The organism is Pseudomonas sp. HP_08 (genome assembly GCF_055284095.1).
The window spans coordinates 222097-240549 of record NZ_JBTOQC010000002.1; the positions used below are offsets into that span (position 1 = coordinate 222097).

The window sequence follows — 18453 nt, forward strand, 5'->3', positions numbered from 1 at the left end:
ACGGTGAGGATACGGCCATGGCAGGCTTTTCTAGAGACGAACTGATCACCTGGATGCGCCAGGAACCCAGGACCCTGAACTGGGGCGCGGTAATGGCGTTCAACCGCACCGACACCAACATCGTGTTGTTGAAGGAGTACATCGACCGCTTCAGTACCGGCCACTTCCTGCCGCCGGTGCAGGGCTATGTCGGCGACAGCAGCTCCGTCGGGCAATACATCAGCGACTACGTGATGGACTACCCAAGGTTGTCGTTTGAAATAGCCGATGTCGAAAATGACATTCCCGATGCCCGCTTGACCATGCAAGTGGTGGGTGGCACGCAAGTGACCTTTGCCGATATCCCCGGTGGTCGCGAAGCGACGCGCATTGAAGTGGTCGATCCCTTGAATGGCCCGGCTCTGACCTTGAAAGTACATCTGATCGATGCCCCGGCCACTGTCACCAGCGCCGGCAAAGTGGTGATGGACCTGAGCCGCAGCAGCGATTTCAGCCTGAGTTATTCGGACTTCGAGCGCGAACAGCGGCTGGGCGGCGAATTCTTCCAGCAATTGTTCAAGGAACTGGATGATGCCCAGCGGGTTATGGTGATCAGTGAAATCACAAAGTCCGACAGTTCAATCAAGCCTGCCAAACTCAAGATCCGTACCCAGGCCGCGCCCGGTGCCAAGGTACGCAATGCCGATAACTATGGCGATGGTGCTGTCGTGTTGTTTGTGGCCATGGAGGGTGAAAGCAATGGCGGTAATCCAGGACCGGACTTCAAGTACCTGATACCCAATGACAGTGGCAAAGACTACAGCGCCACTATTTTGCTAGGTAACAGGTTTTTACTGGAGACCTTGGCGCATGAATTACTGGGGCGTGATTATGTCAATTTTGATACATGGACAACCCGGCAGATGGCGTCAAAGTTCTGGGAGATGAACCCGGCGGGAGGCCACCTGCTTAACGATCGCTTCCTTGTTATCTTCGGACCGAATCAAACGCACACAGGTTTTATTGAGTCGCCCTTCACTTGGGATCGGCAAGGTGGAGAGTACGTGCACTTCACTATCAAGGATGATGCAGTGGATGTCAGTTATGTGCGGCATCATGGCCAATGGTGCAACATTATCCGATGTTGGGATGGAAATAACGGCCCGTATGATGCGGGTCTTGGCGCCTATATTTCAGCGCGTGTGGCAAGGCCCTATACGCTCAATGTCATTTCTCAAGTCATAGAGCCTGGCCTGACCAGAGTGGACGAGGCAATGTTTACTTCGGTCCCCGGACAGGGGTTTGATAATAATGCTATTGCATTGCAAGGGTATTCTTCGAAAAGGCAAGCTTATGACCTTGCAAAACTGGATGAGTTGTACAGAGGGTTTCCGCGCCTGCTGACATTCCTTCCTCCGGTCAATACATTCGTGTTGCATTCCTTGTTGTTCAAGAACAATAACGTCGTGCTCGACGACATGGCCCTGCCCGGCGACATGGCTATCTTCGGGCGGGTCGGCCCGCCCTCGACCCGGTTCACCCTGGACCCGCTGCAAGCCTTGATAGGTGCCGGCCAGACCCTGCAGTTCAATACCTTGCCTGCCGGCCAGACGGGCCTGACATGGAAGGCGGAAAATATTCTGGGTAATACCGGCGACTACGGCAGCATCAATGCCAGCACCGGGCTCTACAAGGCACCGGATAGCATCAAAGGCGCGTTTTTGCGGGTCAAGGTCACCGCCTCGGGCAGTGGCTACAGCAGTTCGGCGCTGGTCTCGGTGGTGGTCAACGACATCACCGTCAGCCCGCTGATTCAGCTCTGCGATGGCGGCCACACCCGCACGGTATCGGCCGGCACCAAAGGTACGGGCGCACTGACAGCCTCACTGAAAACACCCGCCAATGACGGCAAGCTGGTCGAAAGTGAAAAAGGCAAGTGGGTCTATACCGCCCCGCTGGAACTGGGCAAAAAGGCCTTTGTACTTGAAGAAATCGTGATCAGGAACCAACTGACCAACAAGACCCAATCGGCCTGGATTCTGGCGAAGCTGGTCGATATGGCGCTCCGCATCACTCGCGATACCTCGGTTACGTTACCGGCCGGTCAGACAAAACTCATTGTCAAATCGGGCACGTACGTGATTCCCGGGGATCAAGTGCGCTGGGATACGCTGGTCGGCTCCGGGTACGTGGTCAATAGCATTTATACCCAGCCACCCACGCTGGAGCATCGTTTTGTGTTGCTACTGGCCAGTTGGCGCCCCAATCCGGATGTACTGCCTGATCTGATATTCAACGACTCCATCCTTCTGCCCTTGCCGCTGTTCGATTACCCGGAAAATCCAACTCCCGGCTTGAGTTTCATTACGGTCTGAGGCAGGCAATAACGCCTGCCAACGATTCAGTACAACCCACACTCATGATGAGGATAAAGCCATGGCTGGCTTTTCTAGAAACGAACTGATCACCTGGATGCGTCAGGAACCCAGAACCCTGAACTGGGGCGCAATACTGGCGTTCAACCGCACCGACACCAACACCGTGCTGTTGCAAGAGTACATCGACCGCTTCAGTACCGGCCACTTCCTGCCGCCGGTGCAGGGTTATATCGGCGATAGCAGCACCGTCGGGCAATACATCAGCGATTACGTGATGGATTACCCCCGGTTGTCATTTGAAATAGCCGATGTCGAAAATGACATTCCCGATGCCCGCTTGACCATGCAAGTGGTGGGCGGTACGCAAGTGACCTTTGCCGATATCCCCGGCGGTCGCGAAGCGACGCGCATCGAAGTGGTCGACCCTTTGAATGGCCCGGCTCTGACCTTGAAAGTACATCTGGTCGATGCCCCGGCCACTATTACCAGCGCTGGCAAAGTGGTGATGGACCTGAGCCGCAGCAGCGATTTCAGCCTGAGTTATTCCGACTTCGAACGCGAACGGCGGCTGGGTGGCGAATTCTTCCAGCAATTGTTTGAGGAACTGGATGATGCCCAGCGGGTTATGGTGATCAGTGAAATCAAAAAGTCCGACAGTTCAATCAAACCTGCCAAACTCAAGATCCGTACCCAGGCCGCGCCCGGTGCCAAAGTGCGCAGTACCGATAACTACGGCGATGGCGCTGTCGTGGTCTTTGTGGCCATGGAGGGTGAAAGCAATGGTGGCAATCCAGACTCGAACTTCAAGTACCTGATACCTAATGACAGTGGCAAGAATTACAGCGCCACTATTTTGCTCGGTAACAGGTGTCTGTTGGAAACTCTGGCGAATGAACTACTAGGGCGTCCTTTTATTAATTTCGAGGCATGGACGACCAAGCAGCAGGCATCAAATTTCTGGGAGATGAACCCGGCGGTAGGTCATCTGATTGATGAAGAATTTTCGTTCAAATTTGGGCCGGATCATAGTTGGTTTGGTGTTATTAGTTCGCCTTTCACCTGGGGTCAAGGTGGTGGGGATGACGTGCATTTCACCATTAAAAATGATGCGCTGGACGTCAATTATTCTCGACAGACTGACCAATGGAACCATATTTCCGAGTGTTGGGAGGAAGGTTCAGAAAAACATTATGCAGGTCTTTGTTCCTATATTTCAGCCCATGTGGTGAGACCCTATGCGCTCGATACTGTTTCTCAGACAATACGGCCTGGTAAAATAATAATAGACGATCTGTCATTCTTGGCAGGCGCAGGAGTAGGCTATGATAGTCATTGGTTTGCATTACGAGGGTTTGCTGATGCAGATTCAGTATATAGCCCTACAAAATTGCATTTGCTGCATGAAAGCTTTGAGAACATGCTGATGTACCTCCCGCCGATCGATACATTCGCATTACATTCCTTGTTATTCAAAAACAATAACGTCGTGCTCGACGATATGGCCCTGCCTGGCGACATGGCCCTGTTCGGTCGGGTCGGTCCGTCCCTGACCCGGTTCACTCTGGACCCGCTGCAACCCTTGATCGGTACCGGCCAGACCCTGCAGTTCAAGACCCTGCCTGCCGGTCAGACGGGCCTGGTCTGGAAGGCGGAAAACATCCTGGGCAACACCGGCGACTACGGCAGCATCAATGCCGGCACCGGGCTATACAAGGCACCGGATAGCATCAAAGGTGCGTTTTTGCGGGTCAAGGTCACCGCCTCGGGCGGTGGCTACAGCAGTTCGGCGCTGGTCTCGGTGGTGGTCAACGACATCACCGTCAGCCCGCTGATTCAGCTCTGCGATGGCGGCCACACCCGCACGGTATCGGCCGGCACCAAAGGTACGGGCGCACTGACAGCCTCACTGAAGACACCCGCCAATGGCGGCAAGCTGGTCGAAAGTGAAAAAGGCAAGTGGGTCTATACCGCCCCGCTGGAACTGGGCAAAAAGGCCTTTGTACTTGAAGAAATCGTGATCAAAAACCAACTGACCAACAAGACCAAATCGGCCTGGGTCATGGCATCGCTGGTCGATATGACGCTCAGCATCATCCGCGATAAGTCAGTTACGTTACCGGCCGGTCAGACCAAACTCATCGTCAAGGCGAGCACGTCAGTAATCCCTGCGGATCAAGTGAAATGGGAGACGCTGGCCGGCGTTGGGACTGTGGTCAATGGCATTTATACCCAGCCTGCCACGCTGCAGGAGCGGTTTGTGTTGTTGCTGGCCAGTTGGCCTCCTAATCCTGAAATGCTGCCTGATCTGATGTTCCAGGGCTATCTGCTGCTGCCCTTGCCGCTGTTCGATTACCCGGCAAACCCAACCCCCGGCTTGAATTTCATGACGGTCTGAAACGCTCTATTCCAAGGATCGGAGAAATAAAAGATGAGTAACTCAAAGGTTCAACTGCTGGCCTCCATGGAGGGGCGTGCAATCACGCAAGACTGGGGCGCCATTTCGATCTTTGGCCGTGCCCGGCTTAACCGTCTGCTTGAACAGCAGTTTGTCGAAGGTTTCGACGAGCTGAGTTTTCTGCCGGCGTTCAGCATGGAAAAAATCTATCTCACCCCCGATGAAACTGTATGGATAAGCCTGGAATCGCTGATTCTGAGCACGCCGCTGCTGTCGTTCGAAAATGCCTCGCTGGATAACTCTCAGGCGACCCTGACGCTGGGCATCATGTCCGGCACGGTCACGGTATTCACCAAACCGCCGGGCAAACCGGCCACGCTGGTGTCCAGCTTCAAGGTGTCCGAACAGCAAGGCTATACGCTGGTGATGACGGTCAACCTGAGCATGGTGGTCGGCGAGGTCGATGCTCGTGGGCGGGTCACCCTGGACCTGAAAAACAGCCTGAGCTTCAAGTGCAATCTGGCCGAGCAACTGCACGCCCAGAACCAGATTGGCGAGGCCTTTGAGGGCTTTCTCAAAGGCTTGCCCCGTCACAAGCGGGTCTTTGAACTCGGTACCCTTGAACTGAAGGGTTACAACCCGCTGGCGCCGACCAGCTTTCGCATTCTGACCCAGGCCGCTCCGGAGGCGAAGGATGCCCGGTCGGCCAATTATGGTGCTGGCGGGGTGCTGATTTTCATCGCCTTGCGCGGCAAGCCTTCGCCGGGTTATCTGCCGGGCGAAGGCAGTGGCTTTCCGTACTTGATTCCCGACGACCAGGACAGCCAGGGCCGCGAGCTGTACTCGGCCGCGCTGGTGCTGTCGCATGACATGCTCGAGCACGTGGAGCAGGACCGGCTTGATCTGCTCAACAGCCTGCTGTTTCCCGGGGAGAACATTTTTGTCGAAAGCTCGCGGCACATCCCCAAGGACCTGATTGTATTCGGCAACATCGACCCGACCCTGACCAGCATTACGCTGGACCCACTGTTCAAGGTCATCCATGCCGGCAGTACCTTGCAGTTCACGGTGCGCCAGGCGGGCAGGGCGCTGAAGGCAGAAGTCGTGCAATGGAGTGTACGCACCCTCAATTCCCGCAAGGCTGCTGGCAGTATTTCAGCATCAGGCTTGTATACCAGCGTCGGCGCGCAGCAACTGGGCAAGCAGACGGTGCGCAATCTGGTCACCGCCCGCTACACCGACTCGGCCAGTGGCGATGAACGCCGGGCCAGCGCTCTATTGGCCGTCACCTTTGAAGCGATCACCGTTGCACCGCAGGCCAGCATCCATTACGTGGGCAGTGCGTCGCAAGCGGTAGAGTTGTTCGCTGTGACCCTCGGTGATGGGGACCTGCTGTGGACAGCGCTGGCACCGGTACTGGGCAGTCTGGAGAGCAACGGTGCGCAGGCGACTTACACCCCGCCGGCACAATTGCCCGAAGATCAGGCGGTGGCCGTGCAGCGTATTCAAGTGCAGGACTCACGCAGCGGTTTCAAGGCCGAGGCCTCGGTGCTGTTGCTGGCGGTCAATCAAGGATTGAGCATCGTCCCGGCCCATGTGCCTGGCCTGGGTCGTTCGGGCGAGGTGCAACTGGCTATTACCAACGGTTATCCGCCGGAGAATCTACGCTGGAGCGTCATCAGTGGCACAGGACGGGTGAGCAACACCGGCCTGTTCACTGCGCCGTTGCAGCTGGACTCCGGCACCTGCGTCGTGAGCTGCGAACTGGTGTTCTCGGACATCGTGGTGTCCAGCGGTTACAGCGTTATCCAGCTCAGCGATTTTATTCAGGAGCTTGCCTGGAACAAGCTGAAGAACTTCCAGCTGACGGCCCGTAGCGCGCAAAACGCGGCACTGCGCAACGGCTACCAGCAGATTGTCGTGGACGTGTTGACAGAAACCGATCCGGTTGGCGGTGAGCCTAGCCCCGTTACGCTGGAGGAGATCAGCAGCCTGGTGATCGTGGATCGTGACAGCGGTCAGGCGCTGGAATACTTGCCGGCGACACAGCAAGGTCTCACCGGTGACGAAAACCTCAATTGGGCGGTTCAAAATCGCGAAAATGTCTTCAACCGCCTGAGCAGTGCCGCGCCTGCGGACAGTGCGCCCGATGAACCGTATCAGCCCCGCGCCGATGTCGAAGGAAGCATTACCCGGGCCACCGTGTACTTGCATACCCTGGCGCGCGATCCGGCCACTTTTCATGCACGCTTCTGGGACACTTTCAATACCGAACACAACTCCAACGAAACGAGTCAGGCGGCGCCCAAAACCCTTGAGTTGATACCGGTGACAGTGCCGCAATTTGAAGCGCGTAATTACACCTTTGCGCCGAAGCGGGTGGCCGGCGGAGGCAACAATCCACCGTTGCAGGAGGATTACGATTACTTCCTGAACACCACCGATTACTGGCACCTGGAGTTCACCCCGCCCGACGGTAAAACCGTACGGTTCGTACGCTGCGAGTTCGAGGACAATCAGTCGGTCATCCAGTGGGAAAGCCGGCGTGCCAATGAAACGATGTTCAGTTACACCGGGTATATCTTCAATGAAGAAGGCGCCAAAGACGATCCGACGGTGATGCACTACGACCCACGCCTGCCCGGTGTCATGCCCGGTCTCAGCCTCAAGCCTGAAATTGTGACCGGCGAAAGTGTCGGTGAGGGGCAACTGATGATCAGCCTGTTGCGTGTCGACAATGTGAAATACATCGCAGCGGAGTCGGCCCGGCTATTGGAGAGGGCTTTGAAAATCTTCCTGCTGGACAAGAACGGTAACCCCCATCGTCTTTCCATTACCTTTCCGGCCATGGACATTGTCGATAGCCGCAACACTCTGCTGCTAAGCGTTATCTGAAATCATTCTCCGGCAGGGTGCGGCCCAGGCAGTGCGGGCCGCACCCTCTGCGCGTACGCGCGCGTTTATTTTGAGGTTCACTCCATGGCTGCCTCCACCCACCTGCACTCCAACGCCTTCAATTTCATGAGTTTCATCAACGGCGGCGTCGACCCGCGCACCGGCCTGTACACCGTGTCGATCGCCTTGCCTGAACTGAAGACCGATGACCTGGCCGGTCCCGTTGTCGCACTCGCCCTGGCTTTCAGCCCGCTCAACACCCAGGACACCGGCTACGGCCTGGGCTGGAACCTGCAACTGACCCAGTATTCTCCCGACTCGCGCATTCTGTCGCTCAGCACCGGCGAGACCTTCAAGGTCACCGAAACCGCTGCCGACGGGCAGATGCTCATGAAGGAGAAAAAGCTCGACAGCTTTCACGCCCATGACCTGGGCAACGACCGCTACCGCATCGTTCACAAGTCCGGGCTGGTGGAAATTCTTGAGCTGCAAGGGGCCGTCGATCAGGCCGTGGCCCTGCCGGTCGAAATCCATTCGGCCGACGGTCGAACCGCCACCCTGACCTATGGCGACTATTACCTGGGCCATCCGCTGCTCACCGAAGTGCGCGACGCCCAGCGCCGGCTGCTGACTCTGGTGCGGGCGTCCAGTAGCGTCGAGGTGGTGCTGCATCCCGACCAGGTCGCGGCGCCTTTCGTCATGACCCTGGACGGTGCCGACAACCGGGTTTCACGCATCACGTTGCCCACCGATGAACAGGCCGGCTGGCGCCTCAACTACGAACAACTCGGCGGCCTGCTGTGCATCACCGAGGTCTGGACGCCCACCGGCGCCCACGAAACAGTTCTCTACGACGACCCCGGCCATGCCTTTCCGCTTTCGGCCCAGCGTCCTAACCTGCGCCGGGTCACCGCGCATGTCACCGACCCTGCGCCTTACCATGGCTTCAACCCGGATCCAGGCCCCGACCCCGAGCCGCGCCAGCCGTCCATTGACGTTCGCTACAGCTACGGCGCCACCGGCGTCAGCAACACCCACAACTTTCTCGGCCATGACGCCTCGGGGCTGATCTGGGAAGACGACGGCCTGGACAATCTGTACCGCATCGTCGGCAGCTACCTGTACGCCACCACCGAAATCCTGCACGTGGCCGGCCAGACGGTGCGCAGCACCGAACGCACCTTCAACCGCTTTCACCTGCTGACCGAGCAACGGGTCACCCAGCGCCGCAATGTGAAGAAGACCGTCACGGCCTACCATGCCGACGACGATCTGGACTTTGACCAACAACCGACAAACTTTCAGTTGCCCGCTACCGTCACCGACACCTGGTACTCGCTGGACAACCCCAACCTTAATCGTAATGAAACCGTGCGCAGCGACTATGACCGCTGGGGCAACCTGACCGAACAGGTCCAGGCCAACGGCGTGGCCGAAACCAGCACCTGGTACCCGGCCGCCGGCGAACTCGACGGCGCCGTCGTTCTCTGCCCACCCGACCCGCACGGCTTTGTGCGGCAGATCAAGAGCCGCACCGTGACTCCGGTTGCACGCGAGCCGCAAGACCCGCTGAACCCCGACGACCTCGCCCCGGTGCTGCTGACCCGCTACCGCTACCAGGCCCTGAAGCCGGTGAGCGGCAGCGGCACGCCGTGGCTGGTACTCAACGATGAGCGCCTGTTACAGCGCGACGGCGCCGCTGCCGAACGTCTGTTGCAAACCACCGCCCACCAATACATTGATGCCCCCGAAGACAGCCTGCGCCATGGCCGCCCGCATCAGCAGCAGGTAACCCTCAACGGTCACGACACCCTGACCGCGTACGCCTATGAAAAAACCACAGGCCGTGCCGGTGAAACCGTGCTGGTCACCACCCAGACCCTGAGCAGCAGCCTGGACGCCGAAACCAAGGTCATTACGCTTGAACATTCGCTGCTCAATGGCGAACCCTTGCTGACCCGCGACGACACCGATGTCGAGATCCGTTATGTATACGACGCGCTGGGCCGGGTGCTGAGCGAAACAGTGGCGCCGGGTACCGACTATGTCGCCACGCGCAATTACGCTTACCAGCTGGTGGCCAACAATGGCGAACAGGCCTGGCAGGAAGCCACCGACGTCAAGGGCGTGACCGTGCGCAGCCATCTGGACGGATTGAGCCGGGTGGTCAGCGAACAGCGTCAGGACACCGAGGCTGTCGGCCAGCCACTGCGGCGCACCTACCGCGCGCAGTACGACGCGCGCGGTCAACTGACCAGTGAAACCGAGTACGACTGGCTGCCGGACAAGCCCGATCTGGTGCTGACCCGCCACTTCGGCTATGACGACTGGGGCCAGCCGATGAGTGAAACCGGGCCCGACGGCGTGGTGAGCTTTGAGCAGACCGATCAGGTTTCCAGTCCTCTGGGGCCTGTCAAGACCGAATGGCAACAAACCGGGGCCGGTTCGACCGAAAAATGGGGCCTGACCATCACGCAACTGAACCTGTTCGAACAGCCCGCCAGCGTCGAACGCTTTGCCCGTGACGGCACCAGCCTGGGTCGGCAGTTCATTGAATACGACGGACTGGGCCGCATCCTCAAGCAAATCAATCCGCTGACCCACACCACCGGCTATCGCTACGACGTCTTTGACCGCACGGTAAAAACCATCCTGCCGGACCAGACGCTGGTCGAACGTACCTATGCAACGCACAGCAGCGAAGACCTGCCGGTCTCGATCAGTGTCGACGCGGTGGTACTGGGCGAGCAGTCGTTCGACAGCCTGGAGCGCCGCACCCGCAGTGTGACTGGCGGGCGCGAGCAATTTCTCACCTACGCGCCGGGGCAAACCCAGCCCAGCGAGGTCAAGACCGCCAGCGGCCAGACCATCGAATACCAGTACATTCCGGCACTGGGCGAAGACCCGCTGTTGCGCAGGATCAAGGACACCACCGTCAGCGCCTCGTACACCTACGACCTGCTTAACGCTCGCCTGGAGCATTGCCAGGAGCAGGACCAGCAACTGTCGCGCGAGTACTACAGCACCGGCGAACTCAAAAGCGAAACCCGCACCCAGGGCATCGATGTCTATGACATGCATTACAGCTATAGCCTGCAAGGCCGCTTGATTGCCTACACCGATGTGCTCAACCAGATCCAGACCTGCGACTACGACAGCGCTGGGCGCCTCAGGCAGACCGCGTTGGGGCAAACGCTTTCGACCTTCACTTACGATGAACTGAGCCAGGTGAAGCAGATAAAAACAGTCGATGGCGAACAGCAAGTGACCATCGATCTTGAGTACGACGATGCAGGGCGTGAAAGCACACGCACCTTCAATCTCGACGGCGTGATTCAGGTCATGACCCAGGTGTTTGACAGCACCGACCAACTCAAGCAACGCACGCTCAAGCAGGGCACCACCGTGCTACGCGACGAGACCTACACTTACGACCCGCGCGGGCGTCTGACTCGCTATGTCTGCGCCGACACCAGCACGCAGCCACCGGTCGACCCGTATGGTCACGCAATCAAGTCGCAGCTGTTTCGCTTCGACGAATACGACAACCTGATATTGGTGGGTACCACTTTCGATGGAGGCAGCAATAACGCGACTTATCACTACGAGGGCGATGACCCTGCACAACTGACCCGTATTACCAACAACAAGCCGGAATTGGGTTATCCGGCCGAGATCGTCTTGACCTACGACGCCGACGGCAACCTGATCCAGGACGAAGAAGGCCGCACCCTGACCTACGACGCACTGGGACGTTTGCTTGAAGTCAGCGGGTCGTCTTCGGGCAGTCGCTACCGCTATGACCCCCTGGACAAGCTGAGCGCTGAAGAGGGCGGCGATGCCCTCGAACAACGCTTCTACCGTGATGAAGAACTGACCACACGTCTCTCCGGTACCCGACACAGCGCCTACCTGCGCGGCGGCGACTACCTGCTGGCCGAGCGCACCGCCACTCGGACCCGGCTGCTGGCCGGTGACCCGAACAACACCGTGCTCAACCAGATCGACAACGGCGCCGCGACCGCCAGCCGCTACACCGTCTACGGCCACCGCGACGCGGCCCCGCGCACCGGTGAGGTGGGCTATAACGGCGAACTTGCGGAGGCGGACACGGGCTGGCAACTGCTGGGCAACGGCTACCGGGCATACAACCCGGTGCTGATGCGTTTTCATGGCCCGGATAACCTCAGCCCGTTTGAAGAGGGTGGAGTGAATGCGTATGCGTATTGTGCCGGGGATCCGGTGAATCTCGTGGATCCGAGCGGGCATGCTGGAGGTTTTATTCTAAGGTTGTTCAGGAATGTTAAAACTACGGCTGTGGTGCAACTGCCTTCACGGTTAGGCCTGAATACAGCAGGCAGCGCTGCCAGGCTTTCAAAAATCAAGCCCCGCCTTGTAACCGATCTGGAGAGCCTGCAGTCTTATCAATCGGCGTCTGTCAAACAGCTCGGCCTTAAGATGGATATCGCTTTAGGCAAGAGTTTTAGTAAATACTCACAACTTTCAGCAAGAAAAGCCGTTGAGCTTAAGTCTCTAAATGAGGTCACTCAAGCCTTGGACTATGCTCGTTCCAGTGTGGGTCGCCAAGGCGTGACTAAGGAAGCTGTGAGAAAAATAAGGAGTGATGTCAAAAACTTTAAAGCACAGGCCGAAAATATGAAAAGCATGCGGTATCAGGCGTATAAGCGTGAGCTTGCCGAAGCCGCTGTTTTGCGGGGCAAGGAAGGCCGAAAACCTGGAGAGTTACGGAACTTTCTTGGTATATCAGAAACATGATTTTTTTCTTGGGGGCCGGATGGCTGAGAAAGATATTTTCACTGTGTGCAGGTAGATAAGCATGAAAATACCTCCCTCTGTTAACCTGGTCGGTGCCGGCTTGGGGTTCAATGGTGAGCTTCACGAGCCGGGCACTGGCTGGCAAGCTCTGGGCAATGGATATCGGGTTTACAACCCGGTACTGATGCGTTTTCACAGCCCGGATAATGTGAGCCCGTTTGGACAAGGGGGGCTGAATGCCTATGCATATTGCAACGGCGATCCGATTAACGCGATGGACCCGACAGGGCATGTCGCAAAGCTGCAGTTGTCTTTGGGCAAGTATTTTTTCAGTGGGAGCAAACGGGCCAAGAGCGTAGTGTTTCAGCAGTCTCGTGTTCTCGCCATGGAGGATGACACTGTCAGGTCGGTGATCAAGGTGGCGGCAAAGAGCGACATTGTCGATACGCTCACGGCAATCAAGGCGCGCAACCTGAAAAAGCTGAATTGGGATTTTAAAGTGCCTGAAGCGTCCTCAGGGCATACAAAGAGTGACGTTAACGAGCTGTATGCCATGGCGCAGATGCGTCATCAAAAAATAAATATTTATTCCGGGTATCTGGAGTCTATTGAAGCTCACTCCGGGAATTTATATATCACAGAGAAAGCGCAGGCATTTTTATCCAACAAAGCGCTTAAGGTCAGAGGCATTGAAACCTGGCGTGCCGCGCACCTGCGCCGGGGGCAGGGGAAGTTGAAAATGGATTAAGCCTTGTACAGGGCGGTATGGATTCATGCCGCCCTGGTTGTTCAAGTCAAGAGGTCTTCAGTCTGCATTAACCCACGTACACCACCCGCTGCTCAATTGCCCGCACCAACGCGGCACACAGTGTCGTCACGCCAAACTTGCGCCGAATATTGCTCAGATGAAAATTGACCGTGGCCTCACTGCGGCTCTGAATACGGGAAATTTCCCAGGCGGTCTTGCCCATGGCCGCCCACTGCAAGGTTTCCACTTCCTTGGGGGTGAGTTTGACTGTGGAGAGGGAGGTATGACAGGAGTAGATCGATAAACCTGTGAAAGCTGATAAAGGGCTGCGATTCATTGCCATTTCCTTTTCCTTGGAAATCAAACCGCAGCATAACGCCGGACACTCAACATGAAACCTGACAGAAATGACACAAGAGGTTGCGGTGCAGGAGCGGTCGGGCGACACAGCTCCTGCTGTGGCGTGTTACTCGGCGGTTGGCGTCGCAGGTGGCGGGATCTTCAGGTGATCGATGATCAGGTCGATCAGGTCCTGCGCCTGTGTAACCAGATGCGTGGTCGCCATGCCCAGCGCACGCTGCTGACCTTGCAGGCCGTCGGCGCATTCATAAGCGGTGGCATGCGCGCACTGCAGCAGTTCCGAGGCGTGGTTCAACGCATCTTCGAAAATATGCAGGGACGGTGGAGGAGGAGGCGGAACGGTTGGACCGGGTGGGTCCGGGACGATCTTTTTCATGGTGTATATCCATTCTTGTTGAAAGGAATCACCACCGTTTCCGCGACCAAACGGATTGGGTGGCAACTGCACAAGGGTTGGCCGACCGGTAAGTATGGAGAAAACCCGGCACACCCGAAGGTGTCCCTTGTACAGATGCCATAACGCATAGCCGCCGACAAAAAGCATCCGCAGCAACGTTTGACGCATCTCCATAACAGTGGGCGGCCAAGCCCTGTCACGGGAAAAACCCCGGTGACGGCAGGCAGCCTAGTGACCGAAAGGGAGGTGCGCAAGCGGCCGGGATTTTCTCGGAAATTTCCTTCAATGGAAAGAGAGGCTTCTTGCAATCTTGTGTCAGATCGCCGCTAAAAACCTGCCATACACCCCAAAACCCACCACCGTCCCCAGTAGGAGTGCGCTTGCCCGCGACCGGCTGCGTTAGCAGTCGTAAATTTTCAGCGTTTCCACAATTTTGCGAGCGCTGCGCACTCGGTCGCGGGGCAAGCGCGCTCCTACCGAGGGGAACCGACATATCGAGTATTACTGATCAGTCCTTGCAGGTTTTTACGGGACTACCCTTGATGACGCTCATCAAAGGAGGCAATGGAATGCCAATGAATGCCAAAGGTGCCGATTTACGCAAAGGCCGCTACTCAGAACCCGGAAGAGTCTATTTGCTGACCTGCGTCGTGCATGAGCGTCGGCCGTTATTCACGGATTTATGGACTGGACGCCTGCTGGTGGCGCAGTTTCGTCAGGCTGAACAGGCAGGCTACGTGACTTCATTGGCGTGGGTGATCATGCCTGACCATTTCCACTGGTTGGTCGAATTGAAGGCCGGTGATCTGGGCAGTTTGATGCGTCGGGTCAAAGCCTGCAGTTCCCACGCCATCGTGGCGGCGGGACGGGGCAAACCCCGTGTTTGGCAGAAAGGCTTTCACGACCGCGCGTTACGACACGAAGAAGATCTGCGGCCTGCGGCCCGCTATATCGTTGCCAACCCGATTCGTGCCGGGCTGGTAGATCGTGCCGCCGATTACTCGCTGTGGGATGCGGTGTGGTTATGACACCCCGCAATTGCCAAACCACCACTTATCCGTAGGAGCGCGCTTGTCCCTGGGCGGCATACCGACGACCGAGTGCGCTAGCGCTCGTAAAATCTCGGAAACGCTGGAAATTTACGACTGCTAACGCAGCCGGTCGCGGGACGAGCGCGCTCCTACGGGGGTATCAGCGGCCCACTTCGAAGATCACGCCTTCAAGCCCCAGTATTTCGCCGCTGCTGGAATACAGCCCCACCCCGGTTTCACACACTTCCTTGATCTGTCCGTCCGCGCAACAAATCCGGTAGCGCAACTGAAACGGCTCGTGCTTGAGCAGTGCGCATTGCACGCAGTACCAGACGTAGTCGCTGTATTCCTCAAGAATCAAGGCGCCGTAGCTCTGTTCGCGGGTCAGTTGCTCGGCCGAGTAACCGGTCAGGCGCAGGCAGCCTTCGCTGACGTATTGCATGCGCCAGGCGCGCACGTTGTCGCCTTTGTAGATCAGCGCCGGCAGATCGTTCACCAGCCCGCTGACGCTGATGGTGGGCTGTTCAGTGAGCGCTATCGGTTCATCTTCGTGCGGCGACGCCTCATGACGATGCATCCACGACGCCAGCTCCAGGCGTGAGTGCAGGTGAAATTTGCGCAGCAGGTTGCGCACATAAATCTTCACCGTGCCGTCGCTGATCCCCAGTTCCCGGGCGATCTGCTTGTTGTTACGCCCGTCTGTAATCAGGCTCAGGGTCTGTTTCTCGCGCTCGGTCAACGAATGCGTCGTCGACAGCGGCAAGGGAGCGGGGCTGGTCGTGTGCACGTGTGTCCTCCCGTCTTATGAGTATTGATGCTTCAAACGAGCAAATTTCATGCCCCGATCCGTCAACTACCCCATTGGGAGTAGCTCGTCAGGAGGATTGAGCAGAAGTGCTGCATAGGAAAATATCTTGCTCATGGAGAAACAACAGACTGCTGCACGAGGATCACCATGAACGACATCGTTGCGCCGCTCCCCACCAGCCTGCCGCGTTATAGCGCTCAGGCACCTGAGCATCAGCCCCGGCACTGGCTGCGTATCGCCCAGGGTCAAGGTCTTGAGCCACACCTCGTCAACGGCCAGGCGTACAACAGTCTGGACACACTGCAACACGCCCTGTTCGAGCAATTGCAAAACAGCCATGTCGGCGTGCAGTTACAGGTGCAGGGCGATGAGTCGTTTATCTGGGCGGTGCACGCGGTGGCCATCGAGGCGGGGATGCTGGCTGACGAGATCACCCAGACGCTTGCCCAGCCCGGCACACGCTCAGTGTTCTGCGTGCACTGCGCCCAGGTTCAGGATGCGACCGACGCCGAGCAGCACACCTGCTGCCAGTGCGGCGTGGTGCTTGAAGTGCGCCGGCATTTTTCCGAGCGCCTGGGCGCCTACATCGGTGTTTGCGCCGATGCCGACCGGCCTTACGGGGAGGCTTGCGCATGAGCCGCACCATTGCCGTTCGGGTCGCCGAAACCCATTTGCTGACGCCTGTGGTGCGTGAACTGCTGCTCGAGCCGCTCAGCGGCGCATTGCCGGTTTTCTCGGCCGGCAGCCATGTCCAGGTGCACCTGCCCAACGGCCGGCGCAATGCCTATTCGCTGCTCAGCGACCCGGCCGAGCCACGCCATTACCGCATTGCGGTGCGCCGCCAGCCGCAGTCGCGCGGTGGCTCGCACTATATCCATGACGAACTGCAGGTCGGCGACCGCCTGGACATCTCGCCCCCGGCCAACCTGTTTGCGCTGCACAGCAAGGCGCGCCTGCACCTGTTGGTCGCTGCCGGCATCGGCATCACGCCGTTCATGGCGTATTGCGCCGAGCTGCAACGCCAGGGCCAGGCCTTCGAGCTGCACTATGCCTGCCGTCCCGGCATCAGCGACGCCTACCTGGACACCCTGCGCGAGCAGTTGGGCGAGCGCCTGCATGTGTATGCCAGCCCCGCACGGCGCCTGGACCTTGAGGCTTTGCTGAGCAACCGGCCGCTGGGCACGCATGTGTATGCCTGCGGCCCGCAAACACTGCTCGACGCCTTGCGCAAGCACAGCCAGGCGCTGGGCTGGCCGGCCGGGCGCGTGCACTGGGAGGCGTTCGCCGCGCCAGAACCGGGGGCGCCGTTTGCCGTGCAACTGGCGCGCAGCGGCCGGCAAGTGCAGGTCAGGGCCGAAGACAGCCTGCTCGAAGCCCTGGAGGCGGCGGGCATCGAGGTGCCCAACCTGTGCCGTGGCGGGGTCTGCGGGCAATGCCAGACGCCTTATGTCGATGGCGCGGTCGAGCACCGCGACCTGTTCTTGAGCGACAGCGAACGCAGCACCCACTTGATGCCCTGTGTGTCGCGCAGTTGCGGCGGCGCGCTGGTTCTCGATATCTGATTGCGGAGAAATGCCATGACCCTTGCCTTCAAAGCGCCGCAAACCTACTGCGACGATTTCAGCTTTCGCAACAGCCCGCAGGCCATCGCGCGCTTTCCGTTTCCGTTCCCTGACGATCAGTACATGTATTCGGTGAACATCGAGCCTGCGGTGTCGCGCGATCCGGGTTCGATCTTCGAGCACAGCTTCGACATCGACGAGCATTACCTGTCCGAGACCGCCGAGCGCGCCAGGGTGCTGGAACGCGACCCCGAGCGCTGCCTGGTCATGCCGCACATGACCCAGGCGGCCTGGGACATGGTCCAGGTGTTGATGGAACACCTGGCCGAAGACTATCCGCAGCACTTTCGCCTGCACCGCGACGGCAACGCCTGGCACTGGCAGAACCTGGCGATGGGCATCGACCAGCACTTCACCTTCGGTGATCCGCAGAGCCTGCCGTGCGAGCCGCTGGAGTACATCACCCGCCAGTTGCAGGGCGACTTTGCCGTGCTCGACCAGCGGGACGGCGACCTGTTCATGGACGCCGGCATGGTCACTTGTCCGGCCGACTGGTCGCTGCGTTTCGACGCCGGCATGAGCTTCAAGCAATGGCATGCGCCGGTGCCGATGGCGCACCAGATGGGCGTTTTCGACCGGGCACTGAAGTACCTGTTGAACGTGCAGGTTGGCCAGCCGGTGCGCCGTCTCAACTGGACGCTGACGATCAATCCGCGCCTGGATTCCTCGCCCGAGACCTTTCATGAGTGGGGCAGCGACCGCGGCAAGGTCACCGCCGACAATGCCGGGCGACTGGTGCACTTGCGTGTCGAACTGCAACTGATGATGCGCCTGCCGCGCTCCAACGCCTTGATGTTCGGCATCCGCACCTACCTGATCAGCATGGACGAACTGGTCACCAATCCCGCCTGGGCGCAGCGCATGCACCGGGTGATCCGCGACCTGCCCGATGCCATCGCCGACTACAAAGGCATGACCCGCTATCGACAAACCCTGATCGACTGGCTACGCCACTTCGACCCCCAGTAGGAGCGCGCTTGCCCGCGACCGGCTGCGTTAGCAGTCGTAAATTTTCAGCGTTTCCGAGATTTTGCGAGCGCTGCGCACTCGGTCGCGGGCAAGCG

Annotated in this window: 11 protein-coding genes and 1 pseudogene; 9 read left to right on the forward strand and 3 right to left on the reverse strand. The window is 58.4% G+C overall.

The features are described from left to right. Positions 1–17: 17 nt before the first annotated feature. From ACYAS9_RS03995 to ACYAS9_RS04015, 5 genes and pseudogenes are all read left to right on the forward strand, one after another. Positions 18–2354, forward strand: a complete 2337-nt coding sequence (locus tag ACYAS9_RS03995; RefSeq protein WP_463567018.1) for a hypothetical protein — start codon at positions 18–20, stop codon at positions 2352–2354. A 61-nt stretch (positions 2355–2415) separates the two neighbouring features. Next, positions 2416–4752: a hypothetical protein gene (locus tag ACYAS9_RS04000; RefSeq protein WP_463567019.1), complete on the forward strand. Its 2337-nt coding sequence runs from the start codon at positions 2416–2418 to the stop codon at positions 4750–4752. Positions 4753–4785: 33 nt separating this feature from the next. Further along, entirely contained in the window at positions 4786–7647 is a 2862-nt protein-coding gene (locus ACYAS9_RS04005) for a hypothetical protein (RefSeq protein ID WP_463567020.1), read from the forward strand. Between the two features lie 84 nt (positions 7648–7731). Then, complete coding sequence (locus tag ACYAS9_RS04010; RefSeq protein ID WP_463567021.1) at positions 7732–12423, forward strand: RHS repeat-associated core domain-containing protein; 4692 nt, start codon at positions 7732–7734, stop codon at positions 12421–12423. A 100-nt stretch (positions 12424–12523) separates the two neighbouring features. Next, positions 12524–13171 (forward strand): annotated as a pseudogene (locus tag ACYAS9_RS04015) (RHS repeat-associated core domain-containing protein); the annotation flags it as partial. Between the two features lie 67 nt (positions 13172–13238). Here the strand turns inward: ACYAS9_RS04015 and ACYAS9_RS04020 are convergent. Together ACYAS9_RS04020 and ACYAS9_RS04025 are read right to left on the reverse strand one after the other, a co-directional pair. Further along, complete coding sequence (locus ACYAS9_RS04020; RefSeq protein WP_463567022.1) at positions 13239–13508, reverse strand: helix-turn-helix domain-containing protein; 270 nt, start codon at positions 13506–13508, stop codon at positions 13239–13241. 129 nt (positions 13509–13637) lie between these two features. Next, positions 13638–13907, reverse strand: coding sequence for a DUF6124 family protein (locus ACYAS9_RS04025; RefSeq protein WP_463567023.1), 270 nt, complete (start codon positions 13905–13907; stop codon positions 13638–13640). 590 nt (positions 13908–14497) lie between these two features. Between ACYAS9_RS04025 and ACYAS9_RS04030 the strand changes: the two genes are divergently transcribed. Beyond that, positions 14498–14956, forward strand: a complete 459-nt coding sequence (locus ACYAS9_RS04030; RefSeq protein ID WP_463567034.1) for an REP-associated tyrosine transposase — start codon at positions 14498–14500, stop codon at positions 14954–14956. A 163-nt stretch (positions 14957–15119) separates the two neighbouring features. Here ACYAS9_RS04030 and ACYAS9_RS04035 read toward each other — a convergent pair whose 3' ends face one another. Beyond that, a complete protein-coding gene (locus ACYAS9_RS04035; protein WP_463567024.1) occupies positions 15120–15746 on the reverse strand; it encodes a PAS domain-containing protein in 627 nt (208 codons plus the stop codon). A 168-nt stretch (positions 15747–15914) separates the two neighbouring features. Here ACYAS9_RS04035 and ACYAS9_RS04040 point away from each other — a divergent pair, with 168 nt between their 5' ends. The 3 genes from ACYAS9_RS04040 to ACYAS9_RS04050 are packed head-to-tail and all read left to right on the forward strand — an operon-like array spanning position 15915 to position 18358. Beyond that, entirely contained in the window at positions 15915–16403 is a 489-nt protein-coding gene (locus ACYAS9_RS04040; RefSeq protein WP_463567025.1) for a dimethylamine monooxygenase subunit DmmA family protein, read from the forward strand. Further along, positions 16400–17329 carry a PDR/VanB family oxidoreductase gene (locus ACYAS9_RS04045; protein ID WP_463567026.1) on the forward strand — a complete coding sequence of 310 codons (930 nt, stop codon included), beginning with the start codon at positions 16400–16402 and terminating at the stop codon, positions 17327–17329. Before ACYAS9_RS04040 ends, ACYAS9_RS04045 begins: the two co-directional genes overlap by 4 nt. 15 nt (positions 17330–17344) lie before the next feature. Further along, entirely contained in the window at positions 17345–18358 is a 1014-nt protein-coding gene (locus ACYAS9_RS04050) for a heme-dependent oxidative N-demethylase family protein (protein WP_463567027.1), read from the forward strand. The last annotated feature ends 95 nt before the right edge of the window (positions 18359–18453 follow it).